The organism is Simonsiella muelleri ATCC 29453, assembly GCF_002951835.1.
In the GTDB taxonomy this organism is placed as follows: Bacteria; Pseudomonadota; Gammaproteobacteria; order Burkholderiales; family Neisseriaceae; genus Simonsiella; species Simonsiella muelleri.
In genome coordinates, this window is the sequence record NZ_CP019448.1 from 1,686,884 (window position 1) to 1,712,973 (window position 26,090).

Annotated in this window: 44 protein-coding genes; 20 read left to right on the forward strand and 24 right to left on the reverse strand. The window is 39.2% G+C overall.

What is annotated here, in order from left to right; translation table 11 throughout:
• Window positions 1–12: 12 nt before the first annotated feature.
• The 24 genes from BWP33_RS08330 to BWP33_RS08435 all read right to left on the reverse strand — a co-directional run bounded on the left by BWP33_RS08330 (window position 13) and on the right by BWP33_RS08435 (window position 12,789).
• Entirely contained in the window at window positions 13–303 is a 291-nt protein-coding gene (locus BWP33_RS08330; protein WP_002642177.1) for a hypothetical protein, read from the reverse strand.
• Window positions 304–306: 3 nt separating this feature from the next.
• Entirely contained in the window at window positions 307–1,167 is an 861-nt protein-coding gene (locus BWP33_RS08335) for a hypothetical protein (protein ID WP_002642178.1), read from the reverse strand.
• Between the two features lie 13 nt (window positions 1,168–1,180).
• Window positions 1,181–1,633, reverse strand: a complete 453-nt coding sequence (locus BWP33_RS08340) for a defense against restriction DarA-related protein (RefSeq protein ID WP_002642179.1) — start codon at window positions 1,631–1,633, stop codon at window positions 1,181–1,183.
• The gene (locus BWP33_RS08345; RefSeq protein ID WP_002642180.1) at window positions 1,630–2,052 is read right to left on the reverse strand and encodes a hypothetical protein; all 423 of its coding nucleotides are present in this window, start codon (window positions 2,050–2,052) and stop codon (window positions 1,630–1,632) included. The genes BWP33_RS08340 and BWP33_RS08345 overlap by 4 nt, the downstream gene beginning before the upstream one ends.
• On the reverse strand, window positions 2,049–2,813 hold the full coding sequence (locus BWP33_RS08350) for a tail fiber assembly protein (protein WP_002642181.1): 765 nt from the start codon (window positions 2,811–2,813) through the stop codon (window positions 2,049–2,051). Before BWP33_RS08350 ends, BWP33_RS08345 begins: the two co-directional genes overlap by 4 nt.
• A 93-nt stretch (window positions 2,814–2,906) precedes the next feature.
• Window positions 2,907–4,514 carry a hypothetical protein gene (locus tag BWP33_RS08355; RefSeq protein WP_002642182.1) on the reverse strand — a complete coding sequence of 536 codons (1,608 nt, stop codon included), beginning with the start codon at window positions 4,512–4,514 and terminating at the stop codon, window positions 2,907–2,909.
• Complete coding sequence (locus BWP33_RS08360) at window positions 4,514–4,894, reverse strand: hypothetical protein (protein WP_002642183.1); 381 nt, start codon at window positions 4,892–4,894, stop codon at window positions 4,514–4,516. The genes BWP33_RS08355 and BWP33_RS08360 overlap by 1 nt, the downstream gene beginning before the upstream one ends.
• Window positions 4,895–4,993: 99 nt before the next feature.
• A complete protein-coding gene (locus tag BWP33_RS08365; protein ID WP_002642184.1) occupies window positions 4,994–5,236 on the reverse strand; it encodes a hypothetical protein in 243 nt (80 codons plus the stop codon).
• Window positions 5,196–5,927 (reverse strand): hypothetical protein, encoded by a 732-nt coding sequence (locus BWP33_RS08370; RefSeq protein ID WP_002642185.1) that lies wholly within the window; start codon window positions 5,925–5,927, stop codon window positions 5,196–5,198. Before BWP33_RS08370 ends, BWP33_RS08365 begins: the two co-directional genes overlap by 41 nt.
• Before the next feature lie 11 nt (window positions 5,928–5,938).
• Window positions 5,939–6,421 (reverse strand): Rha family transcriptional regulator, encoded by a 483-nt coding sequence (locus BWP33_RS08375; RefSeq protein ID WP_051010367.1) that lies wholly within the window; start codon window positions 6,419–6,421, stop codon window positions 5,939–5,941.
• A gap of 141 nt (window positions 6,422–6,562) precedes the next feature.
• Window positions 6,563–7,090: a terminase small subunit gene (locus BWP33_RS08380; RefSeq protein ID WP_002642187.1), complete on the reverse strand. Its 528-nt coding sequence runs from the start codon at window positions 7,088–7,090 to the stop codon at window positions 6,563–6,565.
• Window positions 7,087–7,686, reverse strand: coding sequence for a helix-turn-helix domain-containing protein (locus tag BWP33_RS08385; RefSeq protein ID WP_002642188.1), 600 nt, complete (start codon window positions 7,684–7,686; stop codon window positions 7,087–7,089). Before BWP33_RS08385 ends, BWP33_RS08380 begins: the two co-directional genes overlap by 4 nt.
• Window positions 7,687–7,716: 30 nt before the next feature.
• The gene (locus BWP33_RS08390; protein ID WP_040629101.1) at window positions 7,717–8,136 is read right to left on the reverse strand and encodes a recombination protein NinB; all 420 of its coding nucleotides are present in this window, start codon (window positions 8,134–8,136) and stop codon (window positions 7,717–7,719) included.
• Window positions 8,137–8,150: 14 nt separating this feature from the next.
• On the reverse strand, window positions 8,151–8,702 hold the full coding sequence (locus tag BWP33_RS08395; RefSeq protein ID WP_002642190.1) for a recombination protein NinG: 552 nt from the start codon (window positions 8,700–8,702) through the stop codon (window positions 8,151–8,153).
• Window positions 8,703–8,742: 40 nt separating this feature from the next.
• The gene (locus tag BWP33_RS08400; RefSeq protein WP_040629058.1) at window positions 8,743–9,255 is read right to left on the reverse strand and encodes a hypothetical protein; all 513 of its coding nucleotides are present in this window, start codon (window positions 9,253–9,255) and stop codon (window positions 8,743–8,745) included.
• A gap of 312 nt (window positions 9,256–9,567) precedes the next feature.
• The gene (locus BWP33_RS08405; RefSeq protein ID WP_002642192.1) at window positions 9,568–9,834 is read right to left on the reverse strand and encodes a hypothetical protein; all 267 of its coding nucleotides are present in this window, start codon (window positions 9,832–9,834) and stop codon (window positions 9,568–9,570) included.
• On the reverse strand, window positions 9,821–10,087 hold the full coding sequence (locus BWP33_RS08410; protein WP_002642193.1) for a hypothetical protein: 267 nt from the start codon (window positions 10,085–10,087) through the stop codon (window positions 9,821–9,823). The genes BWP33_RS08405 and BWP33_RS08410 overlap by 14 nt, the downstream gene beginning before the upstream one ends.
• Window positions 10,084–10,242, reverse strand: a complete 159-nt coding sequence (locus tag BWP33_RS12470; protein WP_002642194.1) for a hypothetical protein — start codon at window positions 10,240–10,242, stop codon at window positions 10,084–10,086. Before BWP33_RS12470 ends, BWP33_RS08410 begins: the two co-directional genes overlap by 4 nt.
• A 47-nt stretch (window positions 10,243–10,289) precedes the next feature.
• A complete protein-coding gene (locus BWP33_RS08415) occupies window positions 10,290–11,129 on the reverse strand; it encodes an ATP-binding protein (protein ID WP_002642195.1) in 840 nt (279 codons plus the stop codon).
• Between the two features lie 10 nt (window positions 11,130–11,139).
• Complete coding sequence (locus BWP33_RS08420) at window positions 11,140–11,565, reverse strand: hypothetical protein (RefSeq protein ID WP_155999575.1); 426 nt, start codon at window positions 11,563–11,565, stop codon at window positions 11,140–11,142.
• Between the two features lie 75 nt (window positions 11,566–11,640).
• Complete coding sequence (locus BWP33_RS08425; protein WP_104930355.1) at window positions 11,641–12,015, reverse strand: replication protein; 375 nt, start codon at window positions 12,013–12,015, stop codon at window positions 11,641–11,643.
• A complete protein-coding gene (locus BWP33_RS08430) occupies window positions 12,012–12,278 on the reverse strand; it encodes a helix-turn-helix domain-containing protein (RefSeq protein ID WP_104930354.1) in 267 nt (88 codons plus the stop codon). The genes BWP33_RS08425 and BWP33_RS08430 overlap by 4 nt, the downstream gene beginning before the upstream one ends.
• Before the next feature lie 114 nt (window positions 12,279–12,392).
• Window positions 12,393–12,563 carry a hypothetical protein gene (locus tag BWP33_RS12475; protein ID WP_155999577.1) on the reverse strand — a complete coding sequence of 57 codons (171 nt, stop codon included), beginning with the start codon at window positions 12,561–12,563 and terminating at the stop codon, window positions 12,393–12,395.
• A 19-nt stretch (window positions 12,564–12,582) separates the two neighbouring features.
• Entirely contained in the window at window positions 12,583–12,789 is a 207-nt protein-coding gene (locus BWP33_RS08435) for a Cro/CI family transcriptional regulator (RefSeq protein WP_002642198.1), read from the reverse strand.
• Between the two features lie 141 nt (window positions 12,790–12,930).
• Here BWP33_RS08435 and BWP33_RS08440 point away from each other — a divergent pair, with 141 nt between their 5' ends.
• The 20 genes from BWP33_RS08440 to BWP33_RS08535 all read left to right on the forward strand — a co-directional run bounded on the left by BWP33_RS08440 (window position 12,931) and on the right by BWP33_RS08535 (window position 26,071).
• The gene (locus BWP33_RS08440; protein ID WP_104930366.1) at window positions 12,931–13,596 is read left to right on the forward strand and encodes a LexA family transcriptional regulator; all 666 of its coding nucleotides are present in this window, start codon (window positions 12,931–12,933) and stop codon (window positions 13,594–13,596) included.
• A 13-nt stretch (window positions 13,597–13,609) separates the two neighbouring features.
• Complete coding sequence (locus BWP33_RS08445; protein WP_104930367.1) at window positions 13,610–14,095, forward strand: DUF6978 family protein; 486 nt, start codon at window positions 13,610–13,612, stop codon at window positions 14,093–14,095.
• Window positions 14,085–14,855, forward strand: a complete 771-nt coding sequence (locus tag BWP33_RS08450) for a DUF1828 domain-containing protein (protein WP_104930368.1) — start codon at window positions 14,085–14,087, stop codon at window positions 14,853–14,855. The genes BWP33_RS08445 and BWP33_RS08450 overlap by 11 nt, the downstream gene beginning before the upstream one ends.
• A gap of 56 nt (window positions 14,856–14,911) precedes the next feature.
• Window positions 14,912–16,042: a hypothetical protein gene (locus BWP33_RS08455; RefSeq protein WP_002642201.1), complete on the forward strand. Its 1,131-nt coding sequence runs from the start codon at window positions 14,912–14,914 to the stop codon at window positions 16,040–16,042.
• A complete protein-coding gene (locus tag BWP33_RS08460; protein WP_224451217.1) occupies window positions 16,039–16,392 on the forward strand; it encodes an STAS-like domain-containing protein in 354 nt (117 codons plus the stop codon). The genes BWP33_RS08455 and BWP33_RS08460 overlap by 4 nt, the downstream gene beginning before the upstream one ends.
• Window positions 16,382–16,894, forward strand: coding sequence for a hypothetical protein (locus BWP33_RS08465; RefSeq protein WP_104930370.1), 513 nt, complete (start codon window positions 16,382–16,384; stop codon window positions 16,892–16,894). The genes BWP33_RS08460 and BWP33_RS08465 overlap by 11 nt, the downstream gene beginning before the upstream one ends.
• A 178-nt stretch (window positions 16,895–17,072) precedes the next feature.
• A complete protein-coding gene (locus BWP33_RS08470) occupies window positions 17,073–17,372 on the forward strand; it encodes a hypothetical protein (protein WP_104930371.1) in 300 nt (99 codons plus the stop codon).
• An 88-nt stretch (window positions 17,373–17,460) separates the two neighbouring features.
• Complete coding sequence (locus tag BWP33_RS08475; protein ID WP_002642205.1) at window positions 17,461–17,775, forward strand: hypothetical protein; 315 nt, start codon at window positions 17,461–17,463, stop codon at window positions 17,773–17,775.
• A complete protein-coding gene (locus tag BWP33_RS12480; protein WP_155999579.1) occupies window positions 17,772–17,915 on the forward strand; it encodes a hypothetical protein in 144 nt (47 codons plus the stop codon). Before BWP33_RS08475 ends, BWP33_RS12480 begins: the two co-directional genes overlap by 4 nt.
• A 158-nt stretch (window positions 17,916–18,073) precedes the next feature.
• Window positions 18,074–18,997 (forward strand): recombinase RecT, encoded by a 924-nt coding sequence (locus tag BWP33_RS08480; protein ID WP_282705008.1) that lies wholly within the window; start codon window positions 18,074–18,076, stop codon window positions 18,995–18,997.
• A complete protein-coding gene (locus tag BWP33_RS08485; protein WP_002642209.1) occupies window positions 18,997–19,659 on the forward strand; it encodes a hypothetical protein in 663 nt (220 codons plus the stop codon). The genes BWP33_RS08480 and BWP33_RS08485 overlap by 1 nt, the downstream gene beginning before the upstream one ends.
• A 2-nt stretch (window positions 19,660–19,661) precedes the next feature.
• The gene (locus tag BWP33_RS08490) at window positions 19,662–19,880 is read left to right on the forward strand and encodes a hypothetical protein (protein WP_002642210.1); all 219 of its coding nucleotides are present in this window, start codon (window positions 19,662–19,664) and stop codon (window positions 19,878–19,880) included.
• Between the two features lie 41 nt (window positions 19,881–19,921).
• On the forward strand, window positions 19,922–20,782 hold the full coding sequence (locus BWP33_RS13015; RefSeq protein ID WP_224451218.1) for a hypothetical protein: 861 nt from the start codon (window positions 19,922–19,924) through the stop codon (window positions 20,780–20,782).
• 11 nt (window positions 20,783–20,793) lie between these two features.
• A complete protein-coding gene (locus tag BWP33_RS08500) occupies window positions 20,794–21,006 on the forward strand; it encodes a DUF4224 domain-containing protein (RefSeq protein WP_051010368.1) in 213 nt (70 codons plus the stop codon).
• Between the two features lie 303 nt (window positions 21,007–21,309).
• Window positions 21,310–21,744, forward strand: a complete 435-nt coding sequence (locus tag BWP33_RS08505) for a BRO-N domain-containing protein (protein ID WP_104930372.1) — start codon at window positions 21,310–21,312, stop codon at window positions 21,742–21,744.
• Window positions 21,745–22,126: 382 nt separating this feature from the next.
• Window positions 22,127–22,987 (forward strand): KilA-N domain-containing protein, encoded by an 861-nt coding sequence (locus BWP33_RS08510; protein WP_104930373.1) that lies wholly within the window; start codon window positions 22,127–22,129, stop codon window positions 22,985–22,987.
• 77 nt (window positions 22,988–23,064) lie between these two features.
• Window positions 23,065–23,958, forward strand: coding sequence for a hypothetical protein (locus BWP33_RS08515; protein WP_002642216.1), 894 nt, complete (start codon window positions 23,065–23,067; stop codon window positions 23,956–23,958).
• A 534-nt stretch (window positions 23,959–24,492) separates the two neighbouring features.
• Window positions 24,493–25,362 (forward strand): hypothetical protein, encoded by an 870-nt coding sequence (locus BWP33_RS08525; RefSeq protein WP_002642218.1) that lies wholly within the window; start codon window positions 24,493–24,495, stop codon window positions 25,360–25,362.
• Entirely contained in the window at window positions 25,359–25,775 is a 417-nt protein-coding gene (locus BWP33_RS08530; RefSeq protein ID WP_002642219.1) for a hypothetical protein, read from the forward strand. Before BWP33_RS08525 ends, BWP33_RS08530 begins: the two co-directional genes overlap by 4 nt.
• Window positions 25,772–26,071, forward strand: coding sequence for a hypothetical protein (locus BWP33_RS08535; RefSeq protein WP_002642220.1), 300 nt, complete (start codon window positions 25,772–25,774; stop codon window positions 26,069–26,071). The genes BWP33_RS08530 and BWP33_RS08535 overlap by 4 nt, the downstream gene beginning before the upstream one ends.
• Window positions 26,072–26,090 lie beyond the last annotated feature (19 nt).

Consider the following 26,090-nt stretch of genomic DNA (forward strand, 5'->3'; position numbering starts at 1 on the left):
AAATCGCATTTTTCAGGCTGCCTGAAAATATTTCTCTGCCACTTGAATAATGATTTTTTTGCCATCGTCGTGGTCATCTATAACGTAGATGTTTACGGAATTGATTGGCAGCATTTTCAATACTGGAATATCCGCTCGCATTTTTGCAATAATGTAATCTGCATCAAATTGAGACATTGGTTTATGTAAGTATTGTTTTAAATCAATACCATAGTCGCTACCCAAATAACCATTTGGTGGACACGATAACCAATGCTTCAATTGTGCTGTAATGAATTCATAATTAATTGTATTGTTTGCCATTTTTTAAATCCAATGCGGCATAAAAGTATCCGTTTGCGTGAATGTCATCTGCAATTCTTCAAGTCCTTTGTCGTTACGTGAGAGTTCGTGTGGCATGGTTTGCATACGCATGGTGTAGATTTGCTCGTAATAGTTTTCATCTGGAATATTTGTTCCGAAAACAATACGAACATCAAATACATAATAAGCTGGCGGCATGAAAGTTCCATCTGATGCAGCAATCATGTGTGCTTTGTTTTCTGCCCATCTCTTGATTGTTCCGTGTGCATCGTCAAAAACATTCATACTCAACGTAGTACGACTATTTGCGCTTGGTTTGTCCATTTCCACTGCACCAATCGGTATCGCTTCGCCTTGAATATCAACTGAATTGAACGATAATTGCGTTGTCAGCAAATTGAATTGCGAATGAATGCCGCCGCCACTCGTTGGGGCAGAATGGCTGCGGTCATTGATTTCTAAAACAAAGAAATTTTTACGGCTTAAATCATCAACATTCATCAATTTGTAATTTTCCCAAACTTGACGAATGGACAAATTTCCCATGTGTTGTAAGGCGTTGTCAGCCAATCCGACATTGTCAAACGCATTCAAACCGAATGTTTTTAAACCTTTTCTTGCGATATTTTTTAATCGCGTATCCAATTTGTTTGCCACATTCATTAACGGATTGGACACGCGGCGAGTGATTTCTGAAACGCCTAAATTACTTGCGGCGGTCAGTGCGGTGTTGGCAAGCTGTCCGCCTAAATTGTCGCCTAAATTCAGGCTCTTGGTTAAATTTCCAACTGCGCCATTTAACACGCTGCCTGAAACACCTAACGCGGCTCGTGTTGCGCTACTGATTGGTTTGTAGAGAGACATTTTTTATCCTGTTTCAGGCTGCCTGAATTTGCATTTCGCGCTCGGCAATTAATGCATCCAATTCAGCAATTTCCGTTTTCAATGTTTCAATGATTTTTTTTCGGGTAGATTTCACACCTTTTGGCAATGGTGTTTTTTTCTTTGCTAGAGCCGCTTGAAACTTGTCTACATTGGCTACCCACGCTTTGACAATTTCAGAAACAGCGACTTTGTCATCATCTTGATTTTTAATTGCAATAATTTTTCCATTAAGCAACACCTGATAAATATCGCCAGTTTCTTTTACGCGCAAATCAATCAATTGACTATCGGACATGGTTAAATGTACTGTTTTGAATGAAATTGAATTTTGTCGCTTGGCTTTTTCTACGCTTGATTGGACAACTTCTGCACCAGCACGTTTGAAAATTTTCAACAATTCTTTTGGCGCAGTTTTGTCCGATACCTGTAAATCTTTTAAAATCATTTTGTTAATCCTTTTGCGAATACCGCTAAATCGTTTGGCGAAAACCGCCAGCTTTCAGGCAGCCCCAAAACGCTGCCGCACCACTCACTACAAAACCATTTTTCACGATTTTCTCGTGCCAAAATAACCACCGATAATGCACCGATTAAATCGTATTTTGCGCCTTTTGTTTGATGAAACAACTGAATAGTTGGCATAATGTATTTTTCAGGCAGCTTGATTAAATCCCATTCTGTTGGCGATAATTTCATTGTTTTCATGCGAACACCGCCATCTCTTGGGCTTGAAGTGTAACAATCCCACTCATCGCCATTGGCAACAGCCATTTCACAATGTGAATATTGTCCACGTGTGAAAAATTTAATCGCCTTGTCTTTCCAATCGCCGCGACCTTTGTATAGAGCTAAAACAATCATCATGAGTTCTCCGTTTTGATTTCAGGCAGCTTGAAAACCAACTCAATTGCGTTCAAATCGTCCCACGTTTGAGCTAAATTGATTTTGTCTTCAATCAATTGACGCTGACCTGCAATGTTCGCCGCAAGCAATGAATAAGCTGTTGCTTTGCGTAATGCTGCGTTTTTGAGTTCGTTGGCATCTACTCCGCGCATGGCAGCGATTTGATTGAGAATAGGCGTTTCTGCTTCGGGATTTTGCGCCCAAGCTCGTGCTTCTTCTGCCTGAAGAGTCCAAGTTTGGACTTCAAAATCAGGTGTGGTATTCATGCCACTGGCACTGGCAACAAGGTTTTGTGCAGCGCGATTTGCTTCTCGCAATTTGCGCGATTTGGCTGCTTGAAAATTTTGGCGTTCTTTTTCTTGTTGGGCTATTTTGTCAACCGTCCAATTCGCACCGTCCCAAATATAAACACTTTCAAAATCAGGCGGTTCAGCAAACGTTAAACTTTTGTCTAGTTCGCCGATTTTTTCCACTTTAACCGCTTTGCCTGTCGCGGTTTCATAGGCAGTTTTGCCGCGATAATCAGGAACGATTTTCCAATTGGGCGCATTCCAAAGTGCAGCTTGATTTTCGTTCAAAATGGGCGGTTCAACATCAACCGCATTAAATGGCATGATGTAACTTCCGTCTTTGGCGATTAAATCCAATTCTGCTTTGTGAACGCCAATGAAATATCCGTCATCATCAATTAAAGAAACGGTTTTGTCCCATGCGATTGTCATTTTTTGACTCCAAAAAAAACAAAACCGTATTGTTGATTAAAAACAATACGGTTTTTGAATTTGTTCCTATTCCTATTTCAGGCTGCCTGAAGATTAAGAGCGTGAATACATATTTTGCGACACGAAAATACGGCGAACAACACCATCAATCGCAATATTGACAGTAACTTGCATTTCATCTTCAGGATTGCGATCAGACGGTGCAACAGAATAAGAATAGGGCGAACCTCCTAGCTGTGTTGATGCAGTTATCCAACCGCTAGCCGCCATTGCTTGCAATTCATCTTCTAAAAACCGTTTCATTGAACGAATGGCTTCAGTCATCGGTTTTTGCAACAATGAACGCGAATATTTACCACATTTGTCTTGAATCCATTGGGAAACTTCAACTGCATTTTCCAATCGTGAAATACCGTTTTTCTTTGCGCCACTCAAGCTGTCGTCCCAAACAAAACCGCTACCATCATGATATTCAGCATACAGAACAGGATTGATGTGGTTTTTTGCCAATTCTGCTAACTCAACATCATCAGGGAAATAAGTTTGCGTGATGCTCTCGCCACTTAGATAATAATCTTTTCCAGCAATCGGTTGATTCATTTTTGCTAAACCGAAACCGTTCGTTTGTGAATTTCGGGCGCACGCGTAACCGATTTTTTGCCCAACCGTGCCATATTGATACACGCCTGACGCGTTTGTTGGGTCTTTTCGTTTGATGGGCGACCAAATCCACAAACAATACATTCCACCTTGTGCATTGTAATTAAACGTATTTTTCCAAGCAATGGCGGCGTTAGGTGTCAAGCTACCTGAAATCTCTTGCATCATGATGCGATTGTATTTTTGTGCCACACCCAATAATGTTGTAATCAGAGCGGTATTGTTGCTGTCGCCCATAATATAACGGTATTGTAATGGCGTGTTTCCTAAAGCGATTGCTGCTTTTTGATAGGCATTTGCATCAGGTGATGCGCCATCTACAAAATTCACAACAGTAGCAGATTGCGCCGTTTTGAATGTGGTTTTGTCGGACGTAGCGTTTTCATTAACATCAATTTCAACCCAATCGCCGTAGTATTTAGCTGCGACATCGCCGATATAATAGCTTTCGCCTACATCATCTAGCGCATCAACTTTCAGGCTGCCTGAAAATTGATACAATTGTTCGCCAGAACCTGTTTCTTTTCCCAAACTATCGGCATCGCGTTCACGAATGGTAACGGTATACTCGTAACCGTCCGCATCTTCTTGAATAATCGTTGCGTAAACGCCATCGTTGATGCAATCTGCTATTTTCACAGCAAACAGCCAATTATCAGAGCCATTATCCAACGTCTCGCCAACATCAATTGGCGTACTCGGGTCTTTTTTGACCACAATCCATTTGTTAACCGCATTGCTTGAAACCACACGAGACACAACAGCCGCCGCCGCGCCGTTGGCAAATGCTTCAAAAATCTGCACATAAGTTTCATTCGCAGCATTTTTGCGCATGGATTGTGGCTTGCCAAGATAACGCTGCATTTTGCTTGATGATACTTGAAACGGCTTGTCAATTCGCCCACGTGTGAACTGCCCGACTACAGAAAATGACTGATTGCCAAGTTCTGACAGCAAACGCTCTACCGTATCGCGTGGCATATTGACTTGCACGCCTGATTGTTGCCCGATTAACTGGCGTTTGTAGATTGTTTGAGCCATTATTCAATCTCCTTTGTGCGCAAAATCAAGCCATTATTTTCATCCCAACCCCACAAAGACGCAAAATGCGCGTAATTCACGCAAAACACACCTAAGGCGTTTTCATTTTTGAATGTCAGACGTACGTTTTTAGCGTACGCCTGCACATCTGTTTGCAATTCAGGCAGCGCGATTGTGGATTGTGTAATGTTTTGCGCATACAGTGTAAACGGATATTTACCGCCGCCAGCTTGCAACAAAATTTCAGGCGCAACATTGTCGCCTGTTAAAACTGTTAAAACTTGCTTTTCAACTTCTTGCTTTTCAACTTCTTGCTTTTCAACTTCTTGCTTTTCAACTTCTTGCTTTTTAACTTCTTGCTTTTTAACGGTTTCAACCATGATGTTTCCCTTAATATATGATATGAGATTGCGAAAGTCTTATTTTTTCACAAAAAACAACAAGACAAGGCAGCGTTCCTGTTTCAGGCAGCCTGAAAATTAACGATTTAAAACCGCCATATTTTTTGCAATGGTTTCATTAGTTGACTTGGCGGCTCCTGATATGGTTTTGTTGACTGACGCAATCATATCCGCTTGTGCTTGAATAATTTCACTTTTTTGCTTGATGTTGTTTTCCCATGCTTGACTGGATACCAATGATTCAGCATCAGAAACGCGCCATTGCAGCACGCCTCTCAAATCAAATTTGTGTTGTAAGCAAATTGTTTGCGCTAAATTCATCAAGCTTTCGCCATAACGCAATCGTTGGTTGTTCCAAGACTTCATCAAATTGAAATCGCACAGGCGGCAAACCTGTACCCCCTTTCGGCAAAAGAATAATGCCATCATCGTGAAAATCAATATTCACGCAATGCGCTAAATGAATTTGCGCTGCCTGAAAATGTGCCAAAAATCGGTTAAACACGCTTTCGGGTAAGGCTAGCAATCGCGTCATATTTTCACTGATTCGCTCGTCTGGAATACCGTCAAAATCATCATTTTCTGCTCTAATAGTGGCTGCCATTGCTGCTAAAATCCACTTTCCACGCGTGCTATCGGTTGCGCGTTCTATGGCTTCAACGTATTCTCCTGTTAGTGGGACAATGTGAAACAAATCGCCATCATCTTGAAATATATAAGGTGTTTCGGGATAATCCTGTTCAATCAAATAATCTGTTACACTGCCATTGTCAACAAGTTGCCAATCGCCTTTTTCTTGGGCGGTAATGTAGTGGAACAAGGCGACAATCCGCTCTTGAACTGTCCATTTATCAAGTGGCAAATTGGTTTCTTTAACAATAAATTGCAAGGCGCGTGAAATGCCTTGCTCATTGAAACTATCAGGAACTTGACACAAATCAATCGCTTGTTGCAAAGTTAATTCTTGCATTTGAGATTTAATTCTTCTCGTTACAAAATCTGCGATAAACATGGATTTTTTCCTTATTCAAATAGGCGCGGTTGGATTTTTTGTTCACGCTGCTTAATCATCATATTCAAACGCGATTTTTCACGCGCCCAATGCGCTAAACCGCGCCCACATTCCGATGCTTCTGTAAATTTGGCATCACGCAAGGCGTGCAATTCGCATAGTTCACGATATAAACTCAACTGTTCTCGCATGGTGGCAAATGCTTCAATGAATGCTTCTTTCACATTCATCGCTTTGCTGCCTGAAAATCCCATAATCAATAACATCGCGCCTTTTTCGGTGACATGATAATATTTCACAGGGCGACCATTCGCTAACTCACTGATTTCATAGCTCTCCTTAAAATTAAGGGCAGCAAATTCAGGCGAACAATCCAAATTTTCAATTGCGTAAATGACATTATCGTGTCGTTTATCAAACGCTTTGGCAATCAAACGGCTATCGGTTTGCACTTCGTTACCATTGCGTTGCACCAATTCTAAAAAATTCATCATTCATCTTTCGTCAATCTCATCTCACGTTTCAGGCTGCCTGAAAGAAACGGTAGTGAGATGAATGAGAGAAACAACCGCTTTCGTGTTGCAATCACTATCTTTCAGGCAGCCTGAATAATATTCGCGATGAAATGACGAAAATCACGCGTTCCCATTATGCCGTTCATTAATTTTTTTCGCCAAAATGATGGATTGCTGACGAGATTGCTCTTCCATTTGCGCCATTTTTTCCAATACGTCATCTGAAACACCAACATTCAAATCAATTTTTTCAGTCCACAAACTCAAATGTTTGCCCAACAATTCGAGTGATCTGTTTGCGCCGTTCGCATCAAATTGTGTGATTTCAACTTCCTCATAAAAGACGTTACCGTCTTCGTCTTTTTGTTTTTGACTGATTTTGACAGGCTTACGACCCATGCACATATCGCGCAATTCTCTCAAATCGTTCAATACTTCGTCGGCATTTAATTCATTGCGTTTGGCTTTGGCGGCTTGGGCAATCCTAACTTGTTCTAATACCTTAATATTTCTCAATAATTGTGCTGCGCCTTGTTCAGCTGTTCTCTCTGAATACCCAGCGCGAATAGCGGCTTGTTTAGCATTCAAATCAATCATATATTCATTAACAAATCTTTGTTGCTTTGGACTTAATTTTTTTTCTTTCACAAATCTAACTCCAATTGTGTATTTTCATCTAATTGTTTCTTAGCACGTTTTTGTAAATTCATGGCATCTTTAGCCATGAGTAATTTGCTTTCAAGATGTCCCAATTTGATTTCAAAATTTGTGCCACCTTTCATTTCTTGCCATGCGCCATCAGGTGCATTATTATTGGCAATCATGCGTCGCGATTGTTTTGTGAATTCTTCAACCTCATGAATCAATTCTTCACTCGCGCTTTGATTTGGAAAGGCGTGAATACAAAATTGCTTAATTTTCAAAGCTACATGGGCGTTCAACTCGGTTTTGAAAGAATGAAACATTCTCGCTACATCAAAATATTTTTCAATCCCGACATCTGTTTCGTTGCCTGTGTAGAAATAAGATACGCTCACTTCAAAAAGTTCTGATAACTGACCCATCAAGACGGCATTAGGAATTTTTTTACCATTTTCTATTTCCGATAGTTTTGATTTTGGGTATCGCAAATGAGTGGAAACTTCTTGCAAATTCATATTCATTTCTTCACGCGCTTTGCGGATATTTTTGCCTAAAATCATGGCAAATTTTAATTCTTCGCGCGTATGTTTTCGTTGGAACATATTAGTATGCGTCCTTTCATTCCCAGTGAATCAGTCCCATTTCGCCCGAAAGCGGACATCGTTCATCGCGCCCCATGCTTGAATATATTCAATCAAACTTGCGCAACGGCTTACGCTCATCTTTGCAGTGCTTTCGCGCAAGTTCACGACTTCGCCCTCTAACCCAATTGCCATTTCAGCTTGTCCACCTGTTGCAATGCTGTGTCCGCTCACAAATAACATTTTCCATTGTTCAACAGCCAGCTTTTTACCGTTGAACAGCTTTTGTGTGGCAATATCGGCAAGCATCGCGTGAAGTTTGGCGTTTTGTTCATGGCTCCGCGTAATTGGTTCAATGGTTATCATCGCACGCTTACCGTCATCAGTGAGGCTGCCTGAAACCTCCCAAGCCGTTGTCATGATTGCGCGGCGGTTTTCTTTGCCGAATTTGCGGATAAATTTGTCGGACATTTTCAGGCTGCCTTTCATTCCAATTCACGGCATTTTTGGCGATACAACGCCGCCAAGTTTCTCAATTCGTCTTTGCTCCATTTACGCGGTGTATGGTTCGCTTCCAACGCTTCAACTGCTGCCAAACCAATACGATTAATTAAACCAGCACGATAGGCTACCGCGTTGCCACTTAAATATTGATTGCATTTTTTACATTGACCGTGAACATTGTTTTCATCAAATCGCAAATGTGCTGCGCTGCCAACACTGCGATAATGTCCAGCATCAAACGTGTTTGATGTGCCATTGTTTGGCTTGCTACATGAGATGCACGGCTTGAAACGGTCGCGCAATCGGATAAAACGGTTAAAGGCAGCCTGCGCCTTGCGTGTTAATTCGGGTATTGTTTCCAGTTCACGCTTTTTTGCGCGTTGCAACCGTTGATTTTGCAACCGTTCTTTTTCTGCTTTTTTAGCATTTTGAATTTTGGTGTACTCAATACCGCATTTTGGGCTGCACACAAATTGCAACGGCTGTTGTTTCTCAAATTCAATTTTGCAAACTTTGCATTTACGCGTTGCCATCAAAAAATCCTTTCAGTCTAAAAATAACATCAAACATTAATCACGCATTAATCACGCGCTCCCATTCTTCTACGCGTTCCCAGTCGTTGTCGTCATCGGTTAATTGGGCGATTTCACTAAGTAATTCAAAATATTGACTCTCTAGCCAATCTGCCCACGCTGATTTACTGAAAAATGACTGCGCTGCCACGCCCACCTTAACTGTGCGAAAAAATTGTTCAGGCTTTTCTTCTTTCATTGCACCGTAAGCCAGCCCTAAATCTTGTTTGATTTCGCCGCGGATTCCGCCACGCCAACCGCCATAAATTTCTTCCATATCGGCGCATACTTTTTCTTTGATTTGCAACTCTTTTTCCAAGTATTGCGCGTACTCAATCCATGCGACTGTTTCATCTTGTGAATAACTTAATAAAGCATAAGTAATCAACACGCCCAAGCCAAAAAACAGCAAAGAAATTGCACCTGAAAATTTTCCCAAATCCACAACGAACTCAATAGCAGACCAAAAACCAACTAAAAACAATAACGCTGCCCATGCTAATTTTTTAATCATCTTCGTGCCTTTCATTGTTAATTCTCGTTAAATAATTAGAGTAGTTGCTACTTCTGCCCTACTGAAGACATTGTTAGGGCTGAATTTTTTCACAGAAACCAAATAGGAAGAGTGGTAGGGCAAAAGTAGTGGTTAAATTTTTGAAATGATTTTCACGTTGCCGCTTGGCTGTCGTCTTTGGCATTTGAAACGCGGTTTGCGTTTTGTTTTTTTTCCGAAAATCAATTCTGTGATGTACCACGTTAACCAAGTCTGAAATATTAACAACATAATAAGTAAAAGCATTAATGCCATTTTCTAATACCTTTCCAATTAAAATAAAGCCAACAAATCCGTTGGTTCGCAGTCCAACCATTTAGTTAAAAAGCCAAAATACTCAAGGCATGGCAAAACAACTCCTTTGCGCCAATTGCCAATCACGCTGCCATTAATCACAATCATTTCTTCGGGGAAACAATCTGCCATGAATTGGTTAAATTTCTTGGCTAATTGTGCATTGCTACATGAATCAAAGGCTTTTTCTTCAAGCAACGTGTTGAGATTTTGGGCGAAAATTGCGCATCGTTCAGTGTGTTTCATGATTTGCTCCATTTGGCTTTTCAGGCTGCCTGAAAGCGTGTTGCAGCGTTTCGGGTTCAATCACTTGGCGCGATTTGTTGACTTTTGTTGCTTGATAAAAGCCATCGTTCAACATAAAAAGCCCTGTGTTTTTGATGTCTTGGCGTGTTTTGGATTCCTGTTCAATTTTGCCAATCCAACGACCCAGAAGAAAAATAAACACACCGCTTAAAACACAAGCTAAAAAACACACAATAGAAATATAAATATTCATGATTTTTCTCCATTTTTCATTAACCAATTCATCAATGGTTCAAGTTCGCGCTGTAATCGCGCTGCTTCTTCATCGGTTTTGGCGTTTTGCCACGCTGCCTGTAATTCATCTGCGCGGCGTTGGTAGTAGGTTTTTAATTCGTCTTGGTACGTCATTTCAGGCTGCCTTGCCAAAACCACGTTTGTCAAATAGTGCCAAAATTTTAATCACTAAAACCGTCTGCAATATTTCGCGCGACCCTGCGACTTTTGCCACTGAAAGAAACGATAAAACTGTTTTCTTGCAATCTGTCCCAAAGCACCTCGCCTAAAAATTCTTCTAGTTTTTCTCGTGTCAAATTGGATACCAAAACTGTTGGCAAGGCTTTTTCGTAGCGTTTGTTCAACACGTCAAATAGAATGCGTTTTTCGTCATCATCGCCACGCTGATTACCGATTTCATCAAGTGCAAGTAAATCAAATTTTGCATATTCTTCAATTAGTTCACTTTCAGGCGTTGATGAGAACCGCTTGCTTTCGCGCACCTTGCGGAATAAATCAGCTACTGTTGCGTATTGGACGCTGCCTCCCATTTGTGCTTTTCGCATTGAGAGTAAGGCGCAAGCTAAATGTGTTTTTCCAGTTCCTTTGTTCCCATGCAGAATTAATGCGCCTGCTTTGCCTGATTGAATGGCAAACCCATAATTTACAATGGCTTTTTTAATTGCCTTTTCTGCATCGTTTTCAGGTTGCCAATTGGCAACGGTTTTGCCGATAAAGCGTGGCGGAATATCCACCGATTGCGCTAATTTTTCACGCACAACTTTAGCAGCTTGCATACTGTTATGCCGTTTAATTTCTTCAGCATATTCTTGAAATTCTTCATCTTTTTTTTCTTTAAGGCAAGTTGGGCAAGGCGAAACTCGACCACTTTGATAGCGTTTTGCGGTGTATTGACCGTGTTTTTGGCAATGCGCGGTAAACGTATCGGTAACAGTAAAATTTGCGCTACCGCCTGCTAAACGTGCAACAAGACTTTCAACGAAGTGGCTGCATTTTTCCATTTTAAACTCCTTAAAAATCAATATCTTCAATATCCACATCGGATAAATCAATCCGTTCACCCTTGCCATTGAATACGCCGCCTTGTTCTTCAGTTAGCGTCTCTACTGCGTTTGTTGTTGGGACAAAGTTGCTGCAGTTTTGGCTGCCTGAAAGCCGCATTTTGTTCAACACCCATTCAGCTTTAAAACCTTGCCAGCCATTCTCACAAGCAACGGTAACCGCTTGTGCTACGGTTAAACCTGCAAGCTGTGCTTGTTTTTCAATTGCGTTCAATGCGGTTTGAGTAAGTTTGTTTTTGCGGATGGAAATCCAGTCTTTTGCGACTTGTTCATCAACACCTAAGTCAGTCAGCATTTTCAGCTGAATTTCTTTTGCGCTTGCGCGTATATTGTTTTTAATAGAGTGTGTTTTGTTATTGGTATTTTGTATGTTCACTTTTTGAACCGGTTGAGGTTCACTTTCTGAACCGCCCCAGTTCACTTTTTGAACTGGTTCACTTTTTGAACTGGTTCACTTTTTGAACCGTTCACTTTTTGAACCGTTCACTTTTTGAACCGGTTGAGGTTCACTTTCTGAACTCCATTGCGTTAATTTTTCCATATCCAGCGCGAAACATTTCATACCATTTTTTGCTCTTGCAACTTCAATGACCAATCCAAATTGTTGTAAATTTTTCATTGCTGCGATGATGGCGGTTTTTCCTTTGCCAGTGATTTCCATGAATTGTGAAACGGAAACATAATCACTTTCTTTATTCCAGCCTGTTGTTTTGCGAATCAGGCTGATGTAGCAGCGAAATTCCACATCTTTCAAATCACGCATCAAATCATCAACAACAGCATTAGGTACTTGAAAGCTGTTTGGGATAAATTTGTTATTAATCATTCTGTTGCTCCTGATGGCTGTGTTTTTGAAATTTTGGGAATCCAGTACACCCAAACACCTGAATCGCCGATTTGTTCGCAATGAACATCAAAACCATGTTGACGGATTTCTGATATTCGTTGGTTGTATGCTAAGACGTTGAATTTCTCGCGGAATTCGTAATTTTTTAGGCGTTTGCCGCTAAGTAAATATTGGCAAATTCTGTCGTTTTGGCTGCCCAATTTAAATGGGTAGGGCTTGCTTTTTTCTTCAATTTGTTGCATAATTTTCTCCGTTAAGTTTGCTAGCTTTGTTAGCTTTCTTGACTTACTCTGAAAAATTGCTGAAAGCCTTTCAGCTTTGTTGATAAAGCCCCTGCGTTCGCGTGGGGGTTTCCTTTATTCTTCTGCTTTTTTCACAGCAGCAACCAAATCTAAAAATGGCTGGCACATTGTCAATTCATGCCCTAATTCATCGGTAAAGCCCCACCACTTAAAATATGCGATAATTTCCGCTTCACTCATCTCACTAACGGAAAAACGCCATGCTTCATATTCCTGTTTCATCATCAAACCTTTCAACGGTTGCTTACGCTGCCTTTTCAGGCGTTTCTTTTCGCTGAAGTGGAAATTTCTTAATTTCAAATGCTTCAACAAATCCGTTACTTTCTTTGATGAAAATATTTCTTTTACTCTTTAATGCGCGACAAATTGCGCCTTGGGTAACTCCTATTTTTCTAGCAGTTTCTACTTGACCAATTTCATTTACCCAGTCTTGTAAACTTTTCTGATTCATAAAACCTCCAAAATAATTTAAATCTAATCGTATTATTACCGCTAATCATAATAAAGTCAATAAATATTACTAGCGGTGAATTCATTTTTTATTACCTTAAGTCATAAAATAGAGTTTTTTAGAATTAGGGATAGAAATACAATGAAAAAGAGAGAATTGTCAGATGAGCAAAAAATTGAAAATTTTACCCTTAAAGAAATTTTTAATAGAAAAAAGGCAGAGCTTGAATTAAAACAAGAGCTTTTGGCTGAAAAACTTGGAATCAGTCAGAGTGGTTTAAATCATTATTTAAATGGAACCAATCTACTAAATGCGCAGATAGCGAGCCAATTTGCGCGAGAATTGAGGATTAGCGTTGATGATTTTAGTGAGAGACTAGCTGAAGAAATCCGACAAATGGCGAAAATGGTCAATAATAAAAATAGCAGTGTATCTATTCAAGGAAGTAATCACGGAACGCAGAATTATTTCACAGGGCAAAGCCAAACAAACACCGTCAATAATAATTTTTTACCTAGCGAGCCACATTCAGGCAGCCTAAAAAAAATCGTTATGCCCGACAATGCCATGTTGCCGACCTTTCCACAGGGCAGCGAGCTAACCATTGACACGAGCCAAACCGCGATTATTGATGGGAAAATCTACGAAATTCAAAGTGGCGAGCGTTTTTTTATTCGGAAGATTTTCAGCCAAATTTCAGGCAGCCTGAAAATCGTTTGCGACAATCCCGAATTTGAAAGCGCAATTGTCAGCAGCGAAAACGTGCAGATTGTAGGGCGTGTGATTCGTTGGAGTGTGGACGATTAGAAAGAATAATAAAATGAAAAACAAAGAAATAACCGATGCAGAAATTGATAAATTAATCCGTTGCCACAAACGTGCTACCAACAAGCCAAGAACAACCATTGATTTTAGGCACAAAAAGCGCAACTATACACTTCAGGCCGCTGATTATCCTGATATAAAATTCACACTTTACTATCGGCAAAATACAGAAGATGAAGAAGATTACAGTGTGGGATTATTAGCACACTTTCCAGACGGATCAGATTTAACCCTAATCCGCTTTAATGGCTCATCACACATACACCCAAATCGCATTGAAAACACCGAAATCAAATGGCAGACACACATTCACATTGCCACAGAACGCTACATTCATTTACAAGCCAAAGCGGAAGGATATGCCATTGAAACCAATGAGTATCAATCCGTAGATGAAGCATTGCAATACGCAACAAAATACTGCAATATACACAACATCACACCAATAGAAGATAACTTGGACTTATTTTATGACACCTGAAGAAATTGAAAAAAGCCTATGTATTGGCTTTTGCCAATCTATCCAAACCCGAATTAAAGCAGACGGCTCAATTCAGGTTGCCTTGCCTTTTGTTGGTCGTGATGGAGATTGCTATAATATTTTCGTTGCCAAACAAGTGGATGGTAGTTTTAAAATCAGCGATAAAGGCTCAACCATCATGCGCTTAAGCTACGAGAACGACTTAAAACTACTCAAAGGTGCAAGAACGGAAGTATTAAACCAAATCATCAATGAAAATGGCGTATATTTTGACAATGGCGAAATCTACACGCGCAGCCTTGAAAAAGACTTAACCGCAACAGTGTTTAAACTAGGTCAAGCCCTAACACGCATTTCAGATTTAGGCTTGTGGAATAAAGCGCGGATTAAATCCACATTTTACGAAGATTTAGATTTCAATCTACACAGAATCATTCCCTATCAAGAAATCAAAAAAGATGCCTACCTTGAAATAGATAGAGAAAAACTGTTTCCCATTGATTATCTAGTAAATGGAGAGGATAAACCATTGTTAATTTTTGGCGTACCTGATTCATCAAAAGCAAGATTAGCAACAATCATCATGTTAAAAGTGGCAGAATGGAAAATAAACTGCAACAAAATGGTGGTACTAAACGGCTTGGAAAACATCGGTAACGCGGATTTAGAGCGGCTAATGGACGCAGCCAATGACTTTGTGCCAAAAGTAACCGAATTTGAATCAATGGAGCGAAAGATTGCAGAAAGGCTTTTACACTAATCAACCGCCCACGGATTGTAGGCGTGTGATTGAGTGGCGCGTGAGAGATTGAGAATATGAATAACTATGAAAAAATAAAATATAAACGTTGGTTAACCGAGCAAAAACGAAAAAGCAAACCACACCACGCTTATAAAAATAAAACTTTTAAAAACAAGACGGGGCAATTAAGTGAAATATTGCTCATGCCTGTAACTTTGGATATTTATGACAATCAAAGTATGGAAGAAACATTCCGCATTATTCAGCGTTTAGAAAAACATCAACATTCACAAACTAATGTAATTATTTTAAATTTCAAGGAAACTAAAGAAGTTAAAGCAGCCGCCTTGCTTATGCTATTCTCTGTTGTAGATAAATTGATTGTAGAGTGCAATAAAAAAATCAAAATAATCAATAATCAAGTAAATGAAAGAGTAAATAATACACTAAACCGTTCAGGTATGATTTATTTGTGTAGAAAGGGTAGTCTATATTGCAGCTTTACAGATAAATATTTACCTATCATTAGCAGTACTGGTGGAAAATATCGTGATGAAATCATAGATTTTATAGCAAAGAAAATCTATAAAGATATGCCACCTGCATTAGAAAATATTTATGCAGATGCCATACAAGAAGCAATTAATAATGTGGCAGCCCATGCATATTTAAATTTTGATACAAAAGTTCAAAAAAAATGGTGGTTATGGTGTGAAGTAATCAATGACCAACTTTATTTAGTATTGTATGATGCAGGTATTGGCATTCCCAATAGTTTTGAAATCAATGCCGATTTGTCTCGCCTAGATACCAAAGATGAAAAAACGCTAAATGAATTAAGGACAATACATAACCAATTACGGATTGAAATTCCATTGTCTTTTGATGAACATATTAAGGCACTGGAAGAGTGTAAGAAAAATAACGTGCAGCTGCAACAAATTCTTTTGCCTGACCCATATAAAATATTTATGGCAATGCATGGTGACATGACGCGTAAGAAAGGTAGAGATGAATTAAAGCATGGGCAAGGCAGTAAATCCATTAAAGCCTTAGTTAGCAATAACGAACAAGGAATTTTGTGGATTTTTAGCGGTTTTGGTAAAATGAAATTTGTATCCGAGCAGAACGTGGCTGATTTAACCAACCTACCCAGTCAATTAAAAGGCACACTCATTCAATGGAATATTCAGGTAACATCATGACAAATCAAAAAATCATCACAGTTGTAAAAGATTACAGTAAATCTCCTTATGGTCGTTATTCAAATGAAGTGCAAGCAGGAGAAGAAGACACTACAGGGGAACGATTCCGTAAGGAATTATTAGAGCCAGCACTACATCAATACGACTACGTAATTGTAGATTTAACAGGCTACAATCGTTATGCTCGTTCTTTTATTGATGAAGCATTTGGCGGATTAATTTCAAGTGGCGCGTTTACTTTGCATGATTTACAGCAAAAACTTAGCTATCGTCATGATGATTTGCCCAGTATTGTGGAGCTGATTCGTTCTAGAATTGAGTGGGCAGAAGAGATGCGTCATGTTGTATAAAATAAAAAGCTCTCTTTTTTTTCGTTTGGTGTTGTTGCCAGCAATCATTATTTTTATAATGGCATGGCTCGTAACTAAACAAGAAGGTTATGCGTTTATTATTTCTATATCCACTGCTCTAGTTGGATGGAATAATAGCAATATTTTAAGTAATTTAAACTTTATTCGCAGCGAAACTTCAAAAAACCGAGATTCAGTTGCTCAATACGTTGACAAATTATTTGATGAAATGGAAGCTTTGTTTACCGACCGTTCACTAAAGCGTGATAAATTAGAAACCATCTTATCCAGCCGTGTTTCTATTTTGGAGCTGCGCCTAAACCACATTCAAGGCAGAACCAAAATGACACTATTAAGCACGGAGCAAATAACCGCTTTACGCAATAATCCTTTAGATTTACTAGATTCTCAAGAATATAAAACTCATCTTCTCTCTATGAGATTTGAATATCTAGAAGCGATAGAACAGAATTATTCAGATTGGATAAAAAATAAAATTTAGCTAAAAGGTTAAATTTAAAAAACCGCCCTTTGTGGCGGTTTTTTTATGTCTTACGAAAATTAATTTTATTTAAAAACAATAAACTAATATTAAATTGGTAAAATGATAAAATTACCGCTTGTAATATTTTATTACTAATGGTAATATTCACTCATCAACAAAACGAAAGGCAAAAACGATGAGCAATATTGGTTATAACGATGGTTATTGGGGTTTTAGCGACGCTGCTGTTGACGAATATTATGGCTGGAGCTGGACAGACCACATGGAAAATGTCGCGCATTCAATTGAACAAGAATTTAAAAAAGCCGTAAGTGGTTGGTTATTGGAAGATGCGATAGAACAGCTTGATTCAGAAGAATTAATTGAGTTCAAAAATGATGTTTCATTTCAGCGTGAATGGTTTTTTGAATCGCTTCAATGGCAAAAAGAATTCACTCAAGATGAGTTGGATTACTGGTTTCAAAATTGGCAATAAAAAAAGTTTGTTTAGCACAGGCAGTCTTGTTTCAGGCTGCCTGAAATAAGCAAATTTTTCAACAACAACATAATGAAAGGCAAGAAAAATGGCTTTTTCAGCAGAGAAAAATAATTTCATTCTTCAAGAGAAATTAGAAGAGCAAAAAAATCTCATTCTTCAAGAGAAATTATCCGCGTTAGCGAAAAGCAAAGGGCTTGAAGAAATTGAATGTTTTATGAATCAATTAGGGGCGATTGTTTACATCAAACCTTATGAATTTGTTCGTTTTCACATTGAGATTCGGTCTTGGAGTTTGAGTTTCATTAACGATGAAACGGTAGATGAATTTCTCAACGCAGTAGAGAAAATCGCGGAAGCATTTTTAAATAATTTTGACGTTTTTAAAGAAAAGGTTGAATGATGGAACAAGTGATTACTTTTCAATTGAATGTTTGGCAATTGGTAGGCTTGGCGTTTTTGTTTGGGATTTTGGTGTGTTTGACGGTAACGTTGGTTGCTTACAAATTCAATTTAATCAAATTATGCAAAGACTTAATGTGAGGCAGGCAGCATGAATGATGATGAATTTGTGTTGCCACCCGACACGTTAGCCGAGATGGATTTAGAGCAATTAGCCATTTTGGAATATTTGAATTTAGATTGAGATTGAACATTCAGAAATTTCAAATCCAAACGGTTTTACCAAAGACCGTTTCAGTTTGGGATTTTTTTCAACAGCAGCAATAAAGGGCAAACAAATGAGTAACTTAACGCAAGCAGAGAAAGCGAAAAATATTAAAACATTCTTTGAAAAACCAGCAGTTCAAGCAAAAATCAAAGAACTGGTTGATAAAAATTCAGCCAGCTTTTCCACTAGTATTATGCAAATAGTCAACAGTAACGCAATGCTGCTAGATGCAGACCCGACCAGCATTTTGAACGCTGCTTGTATGGCTGCCACGCTGAATTTACCCATTAATAACAATTTGGGTTTTGCCTACATTGTTCCTTTCAACAACCGTAAAACAGGTAAAGTGGAAGCACAATTCCAAATTGGTTACAAAGGCTTGATTCAACTAGCGCAACGAAGCGGACAATTTGAACGAATGGTATCGCTGCCAGTATATGAATGCCAACTGATTGAAGAAGACCCAATCAACGGCTTTAAATTTAATTGGAAAGCCAAACCAAACAAAAACGAATTGCCAATCGGCTATTATGCTTTTTTCCGCTTAATTAACGGATTCACGTCTGAACTGTACAGGACAACTGAACAAATTTCTTCACACGCCAAACAATATAGCCAAACATTCAAAAAAGGCTATGGCGTATGGGCGGATAATTTTGAAGCAATGGCATTAAAAACAGTAACAAAGCTGCTGTTATCAAAGCAAGCTCCATTATCTATTGATATGCAAGCAGCCGTGCTTTCTGACCAATCCGTTATTAAGAATGTAATCAATCAAGAATTTGATTATATTGACAATCAGCTAAGCGAACCAATCATGTTAATTGAAGTTGATGATGCGCTGTTTAACACCATTAAAACCAATATCAGCACTGGTGAAATGGCGATTGAAGAAGCCTTAAATGGCAAATACCAATTAACCGAAGCGCAACGCTTAGAGATTGAGAGTTTGTAATGAGTCTACTAATCCGTTGCAGTTCAATTTTCAAAATCATGGGCGAGCCAAAAAACAAAGCTGAAAAAGAAAGTACAGGCTTAACTCAATTAGCAAAGTCCTATTTGATAGAGCTTGCTAAAGAACAACAATTTGGCTTTACCAGTTTTGACGGCGCGAAATACACCGAAAAAGGCAATTTGCTAGAAAATGCTGCCATTGAAGCAAGTGGACTAATCCGTGCCAAAAACTACACCAAAAACAGCGAGCGTTTGCAGAATAATTGGATTACAGGCGAATGCGATATCTACGACCGCAAAAAGCGTCTGATTATTGATGAAAAATGTTCGTGGGATATTGGCACGCACCCATTTTTCAAATGCGAAGCGGAAGCAAAAGTTAAATCATTAGGTTATGACTGGCAAATGCAGGGCTATATGTGGCTTTACGATTGCGACCATGCAGATATTGATTTTTGGCTATTCCCATGCCCTGAAGAGTTACTAGGGCATTACGATAAACCAGAAAAGCTGATTGATGCAGTTGAGAGAATTCCACTTCGCAAACGAATAACAACAATTAGCATCAAACGAGACGATGCCAAGATTGAACAAATCAAAGAAAAAGCAGAAGCTTGTCAGTGTTATTACGACACTTTAATTAACGAACTTCAGGCAGCCTAATCATGAATTTAAATATTGGCGATAAAGTAAAACACTGTTCTTTGGGCAATGGGAAAATTGTTGAAATTTATGGGCAATTTAAGATTGTTAAGCGTAAAGAGACTATATTATCAGAGTTTTATTATGGTGTGGTTTTTGATGCAAGACCCAAAAAAACCTATTCCATTCCAATAACTGATTTACAGAAAATCAATCCACAGTATCAGCTTTCACTTTTTTAATTTTCAGGTAGCCTGAAAAAAACACAAACAAGGAAAAGAAAATGAGTAACAAATACTTTGGTCATGATAACGAGCTAGGCGATAAAAACACGCTGGGCGATTTCAACGAGCTGGGCAATAAAAACAAGTTCGGCAATGAAAATACGTTTGGTCATGAGAACACGTTCGGCAATGAAAACAAGCTAGGTGATTACAATGCATTCGTGGATGGTAACACGTTCGGCAATAAAAACGAGCTAGGCGATGAAAACACGCTGGGCGATGAAAATACATTTGGCGATTTCAACACGCTGGGTAATCGTAATAAATTATGTGATTTCAACAGTCTAGGCTATAAAAATAAGTTAGGCAATAAGAACACGTTCGGCGATGGCAACGAGCTGGGCAATGAAAACAAGCTAGGCAATGAAAATACGTTTGGTCATGAGAACACGTTCGGCAATGGAAACAAGTTCGGCGATGGGAATGTACTAGGCAATTTCAACGAGCTGGGCGATGGCAACGAGCTGGGCGATGAAAACACGCTGGGCGATGAAAATACATTTGGCGATTTCAACACGCTTGGCGATTACACCAAGCTGGGCGACAACTGCACTTTGGGCGAATCAAACAAATTGGGTAATGGTTTGAAATTTGGCAAAAAATTAACGATTGAGGGTGTTAAATGTCGTGATTTAATGACAATGGGAAATGTAGACGGTCTGGGCGGTCAAGTCGTGATTATTGTGCATACTAATGGCATTAAAATTAGAGCTGGTTGTTTTTCAGGCAGCCTTGATGAATTTTGCGCTAACGCAGAATCTGAAAACAAAATCACATACAGTAAAGTGGTTCGCGCTGCTGCTGAAGCCTTTGAGCAATGCGTTAATGAAAAAGGCATGACAGGCGGTTGGGACGATTAAAAATGGAGTAGATGATGATGAATGTAGATTTGTTTCTGAATGCAGAAGAAGTGCATCAACTCACGGGATTTAAAAGAAAAACAAAGCAAATTCAGCAGCTTAAAAAAATGGGCATTCCGTTTTTCATTAATGCCACCAATCGCCCGATAGTCAGCCGCAGCGTGGTTGATGGCAGCGCGAAAGCCAAGCCACCCAAAACACAAGGTTGGCAACCTGCCTTGTGAAAAAAACTTGCCAAAGAAACAGAAATGGGATATGCTAAAAAAAGCTACTCAATCGTAGCGCAGACTTGGCGGTCTGTTTCTTTGGCAAACGCAATAATCCGCGTTAATGCGGTTTTTTTATTGCATGATTGTTTTTACCTAACGTATGTTTTACATATACCAGCTTTATGGTAAGAACATTTGGGACATCGTAAGATGTGCTGTTTGTTTGCCAACAGTCCGCCAACCTGAATGTTCTTGCCGCCTAATCTTGGCGGAGCGGTAGGCAAGATTTTTTAATCTCGTTTTTTAAAGGCAAACAAAATGCAAATCTCAATTTTCAATTTTAATCAATCTCAAGTTCGCGTAGAAATTCACAACAATGAACCTTATTTCTGCTTGAAAGATGTTGCAGGAATTTTAGAGATTAAGGACACAAAATCCAAGAATTTTAATCTTAAAAAAGATGGGGTGGAAAACTTCCCCCTCACCGATGCTTTAGGGCGAGAGCAAGAGACCACTTTCATCAACGAGCCCAACTTGTACCGCGTGATTTTCCGCAGCAACAAACCCGAAGCAGTAAAATTCCAAGATTGGATTTTTGAAGAAGTTATTCCCCAAATCCGCAAAACAGGCAGCTATCAAACTTCAGGCAGCCTGAAAACCAAAACCGCACTGCCCAACGGCTTAACTTTAGAACAGCAAGACGAGATTAAAAAATTCCATCGTGAATTAGTCCAAGTAACACCCAACCCATAATCCGCCGCGTGCGGATTTTTTTATTGCATGTTTTACTTACATTATATAAATTGTTGATTTATATGTGATACTCAAATTTGAGCATCACTTTTTTTCAAATAAAATTGACAAAATTTAGGCTGCTGGTTATCATTGCTGCACTACTAAACTATAAGCGGATATGAAACGCCCCGACAGCGCGGTTTTTTTGTATCTGAACAAAGCCTAACTTATTGAATTTTCGCTGATGTGCAAATTTGCACATCACAAAACAAAGTCAATAACGGGTTGATAACTGTGAATAAAATACCTTCGGGGAATAGCAGTAGCCGTCTTATAGCGGTAGTTGAGACCCGTTGCCCTATTTGGCAATATTATTTAACTAAACTATAAGGAAGTTCGTATGAACACTCAAATTCAAATCTCCAACGTAACCATTCGTCAAAACGACAATCAATTATTCAATCTGAATGACTTGCACAAAGCAAGTGGTGGTTCTGAAACTCACCGTCCTACATTTTGGCTGCGTAACCAACAAACCCAAGAACTGATTGCCGAAATTGAAAGCGAAGGCAAAACTGCATTTACCACTTCACAAGGCGGCAAAAATCGCGGCACATTCGTTTGCAAAGAACTGGTTTATGCTTATGCCACTTGGATTAGCGCAAAATTCTTTCTGCTCGTTATCCGCACATTTGATGCCTATGTTTCAGGCAGCCTGAAACCCGATGCGCTGAAAACCAAAACCGCACTGCCCAACGGCTTAACTTTAGAACAGCAAGACGAGATTAAAAAATTCCATCGTGAATTAGTCCAAACGGCACCCAAAGAAAAACAAGCCAAGTTAGCGATTCAATTGTGGAGCAGCGTTAAATCAAAATTTGGCGTGTCGTACAAAGAAGTTGCCTCCGAACATTATCCCGAAGTGTTGAGTTTGATGGCGCGAGTGGCAGTGGAGCAAAATCAAGCCTTGACTGGCGAAGTGTTGGATAAATTGGATAAACAGCAAAATCCAAAATTGCCACACGATTATTTTGCACATTTGGCAAAAATGGCTTTTTACGCAGACCATTATCTGAAAATTCAAGAATTAATGTGTAATAACCCAAATAGCAAAGAAGCAAAATCATTAGCGGATTCACTTGCTTTCTCTTCCTCAACCAATCCAAACCAAACAGGTTATTTATTTGTTTTCAAACCAAATATTAAACAAGATGTAACCGATGCAATGAGTTTACTGCATCATTATTCACAATTTGCTTAATTTGCCTGAACAGGAAATAGATTAAAAGCCGTATTGTTTTGATTGACAATACGGTTTTGTTTTTAGGCAGAGAAAAAATGATTATCACATTGGACAACAACCAAATTATTCCTAGCAGCGAATTAATTGAAGCAACTCTTCGCTCTTCGCTTGAACCTTGTCCACTTACTTTTGAGTGCGTCGTCAAGCTAAATCCTGAAATTTCAGGCAGCCTTTTGGAAAACAAAATCTTAAAAGTAGGCAAAGAGCAAACCACTGTGAAAATTATTTTGGCACAAGACACCATCGCGCCATGGCACAATGGCAATTTGATTACCATCAGAAAAATCATTGCGTTACACGAAAACAGCGCAGGCATTGCACAAACGCTACGTCGTGCTATTATTCGTGAAAATGTAGATTTGTCAGATATTTACCGAGCTTGTGGCGGCAAATCTGAAGTGGAAAAATCGTTTAAAATTCCTAAATTCTACGCTTTTGCAGGTCAAACGCCGAGTATTGAAATCGCGCGAGTTTGCCAAGAACATGGCGGAGTGGTGCAGTGGCAGCCGAACCATAACCGTTTGGCGTTTGTGCGCATTCATGATTTGTTCGCGCAAGAACCCAAATCAATTAGCCCAAAAAATGCAGATAAAACAATGAAATCTGATTATTTGGTGCAACATGAAATACCACGCTACATTTCAACCGATGAAAGCGGTGCCATGATACAAAGTCAAATTTCAAGCGATGCGGCGGTTAGTGTGAAATTTGTCCCACACAAAACGCAAGCGCAATTAAATGCTATGGTGAAATTGATTTTGAATGCCAAAGAAATTCCATGCGATTTTTCCCCAGACATCCATGCTGGCGATTTGGCGAAAATAGGTCATACCGACATGGTTATCATTACGGCGGCGCACACTTGGCGAATTAACAATACAGGCGTTACAGAAAATTTGAGTATTTTTTGGTTGGGCGTGAAAAGTTAATTTCAGACTTATTAAAAATCAATCACAAGGAAAAATAAACAATACAAAAAACATACCCAAAACAACCAACAAACCCACCCAATACCGAATTAATGAAATGGTTGCGGTTATGTCTGATGCTTTGACTGCTAAAAATTTGGCGTATTGAATATTTATGAGGTGTCCTAAAGTCGGGTGTTGTGATTTGAAAATATCAAAATATTCTTTTTGTTTCTGTTGTATTTGTTTCAACAGGTTGATTTTGATGATGAAATAATGCCACCAGCAGGTTAGCAGAAAAATCAAAATACGATAAAACAATGGTATATCGCTTATGAAAAGAATCATTTCTTCTTTCATGATGGCGGTGTAGCAAAAGAAAAAAAAGGCAGCAAAACACCCAACAACAAAAAACATATTCAAATTTCCTGTAACAAATGATTGACGCTTTCACGGACTCATTCAGATAATTATAGGAGAAGTAGGAACGAAAACCAATAACCGTATTGTTTTGCTTGACAATACGGTTTTGTTTTTTGGAAAAGGATAATCAAAATGGGTTTAGAAACCGACGTTATCCGCTACAACGTAACAGATAGACGCAGACAATTTGTCGGTACGCCGAGAAATTTTAATGTTAATCAATTTGTTAAGTTGTTGAATGGTCAATATACTCAAGAAATGGTTAAAAAGCGCGATTTAGTCGGCTACTTGGGACATGATATTCGGCGACAATTTGGGTTAAATCCGCCTGAAACGACTATCAACGGCGGTCAACTTATTCCAATTGAGCCTGCATTTGTTACCACTTATTTGAAAGCTTTCCCTGATGGAACCGTAGAACATCGCGCAGAGTTTTTGGATACACCACTTGGAAAAAAAGCCCAAGAATGGCATTTGGCAAATATGGGTGGATTTTCGTCTGTGGTTGCGCCAAATGAGCAGAATCCTACTGAATTTTGGGGATTTGATTATGTGCGCAGTCCGAATTTTCACGGTAATCGCGGTTATGCGGTAATGGATAGTACGGCTTACGATTTGGAACTTAACCGATTGACAAGTAAACAAAAGTATCAAGAAATCGCAGCGCGACAAGAAGAGCAGCAAGCGATTATGGACGCGCTTTTTCAGGCAGCCTCGCATACGCCAGAATTATTGAAAGTCAATTCGCAATTAGCCGCGACAATTGAAAGTTTGTCAGCGCAATTAGATGATGTTACGCGTGAACGAGACGAATGTCAGGCGGCGTTGGACGACACCAAAAGCCAAATTCAACCGATGGTGCGCTTGAGTGTATCGGATAATTGGTTAAACCGATCATTGTCAGTTATGGACAATATCGCAGAACAAAACGATATTTTCATTCAAACAGAAACGCGTGGATTGGACGTTTTGCAATATTTAAGAAAGGATTTCTTGAAATGACAGAACCATTTACCGTGCCAGTTGCAGTAGGCATTTCGGTTGCTGGTGGTTATATTTTGGGAATGCCAACAGAATCAGTGGCAATCGGCGCGATTGCTTCTCTTGCTGTATTGGTTAACCAAGACAAAAAAAGTATTATCGCTGTAATCAGTTACACCATCATCGGCGGACTTTTAGGCGGTTCCATTGCGCCTATCTTTGGTCATTGGTTAGTGGAAACTTTTTCATCAGAACATGAATTCATGAATGAGAAAAAATTAACGTTAATCAATGTATTTTCGCCTGCTGTTACTGGGTTGGGCTGGCAATTTTTAGCAAAATTATTGGTAGCTATGTACCCAAGTTTGGAGAGAAGATTTGATGAATTAATTAGCGCAGCACTTGATTTCATTTTGAGGAGACCGCGAAAATGAAGTATTTTGAATTATTGATTCTTTCTATTCCTAGTTTTGGTGTTTGCTATTTGATGATTTGCCTTGTGAATGCCAAAAAGCGCAGTTTGTGGCGATTAACGCCACCATCCATACGCAGTTGGGCTTATTTAATGTTCTTTGGCGGCGCGATTTTTTCTTGGTACAACACGCTAAATTATGGCATCTCGCCCAATTTTGACAAAATTTTAATGGACGTGGCAGCACTTTTGTATTTCGGACAGCGTGCGTGGCGCATTTTGAAATGGAAAAATCAAAAAAATAAAGAAGTTGAATAACTCCATCAACGGTTAATTA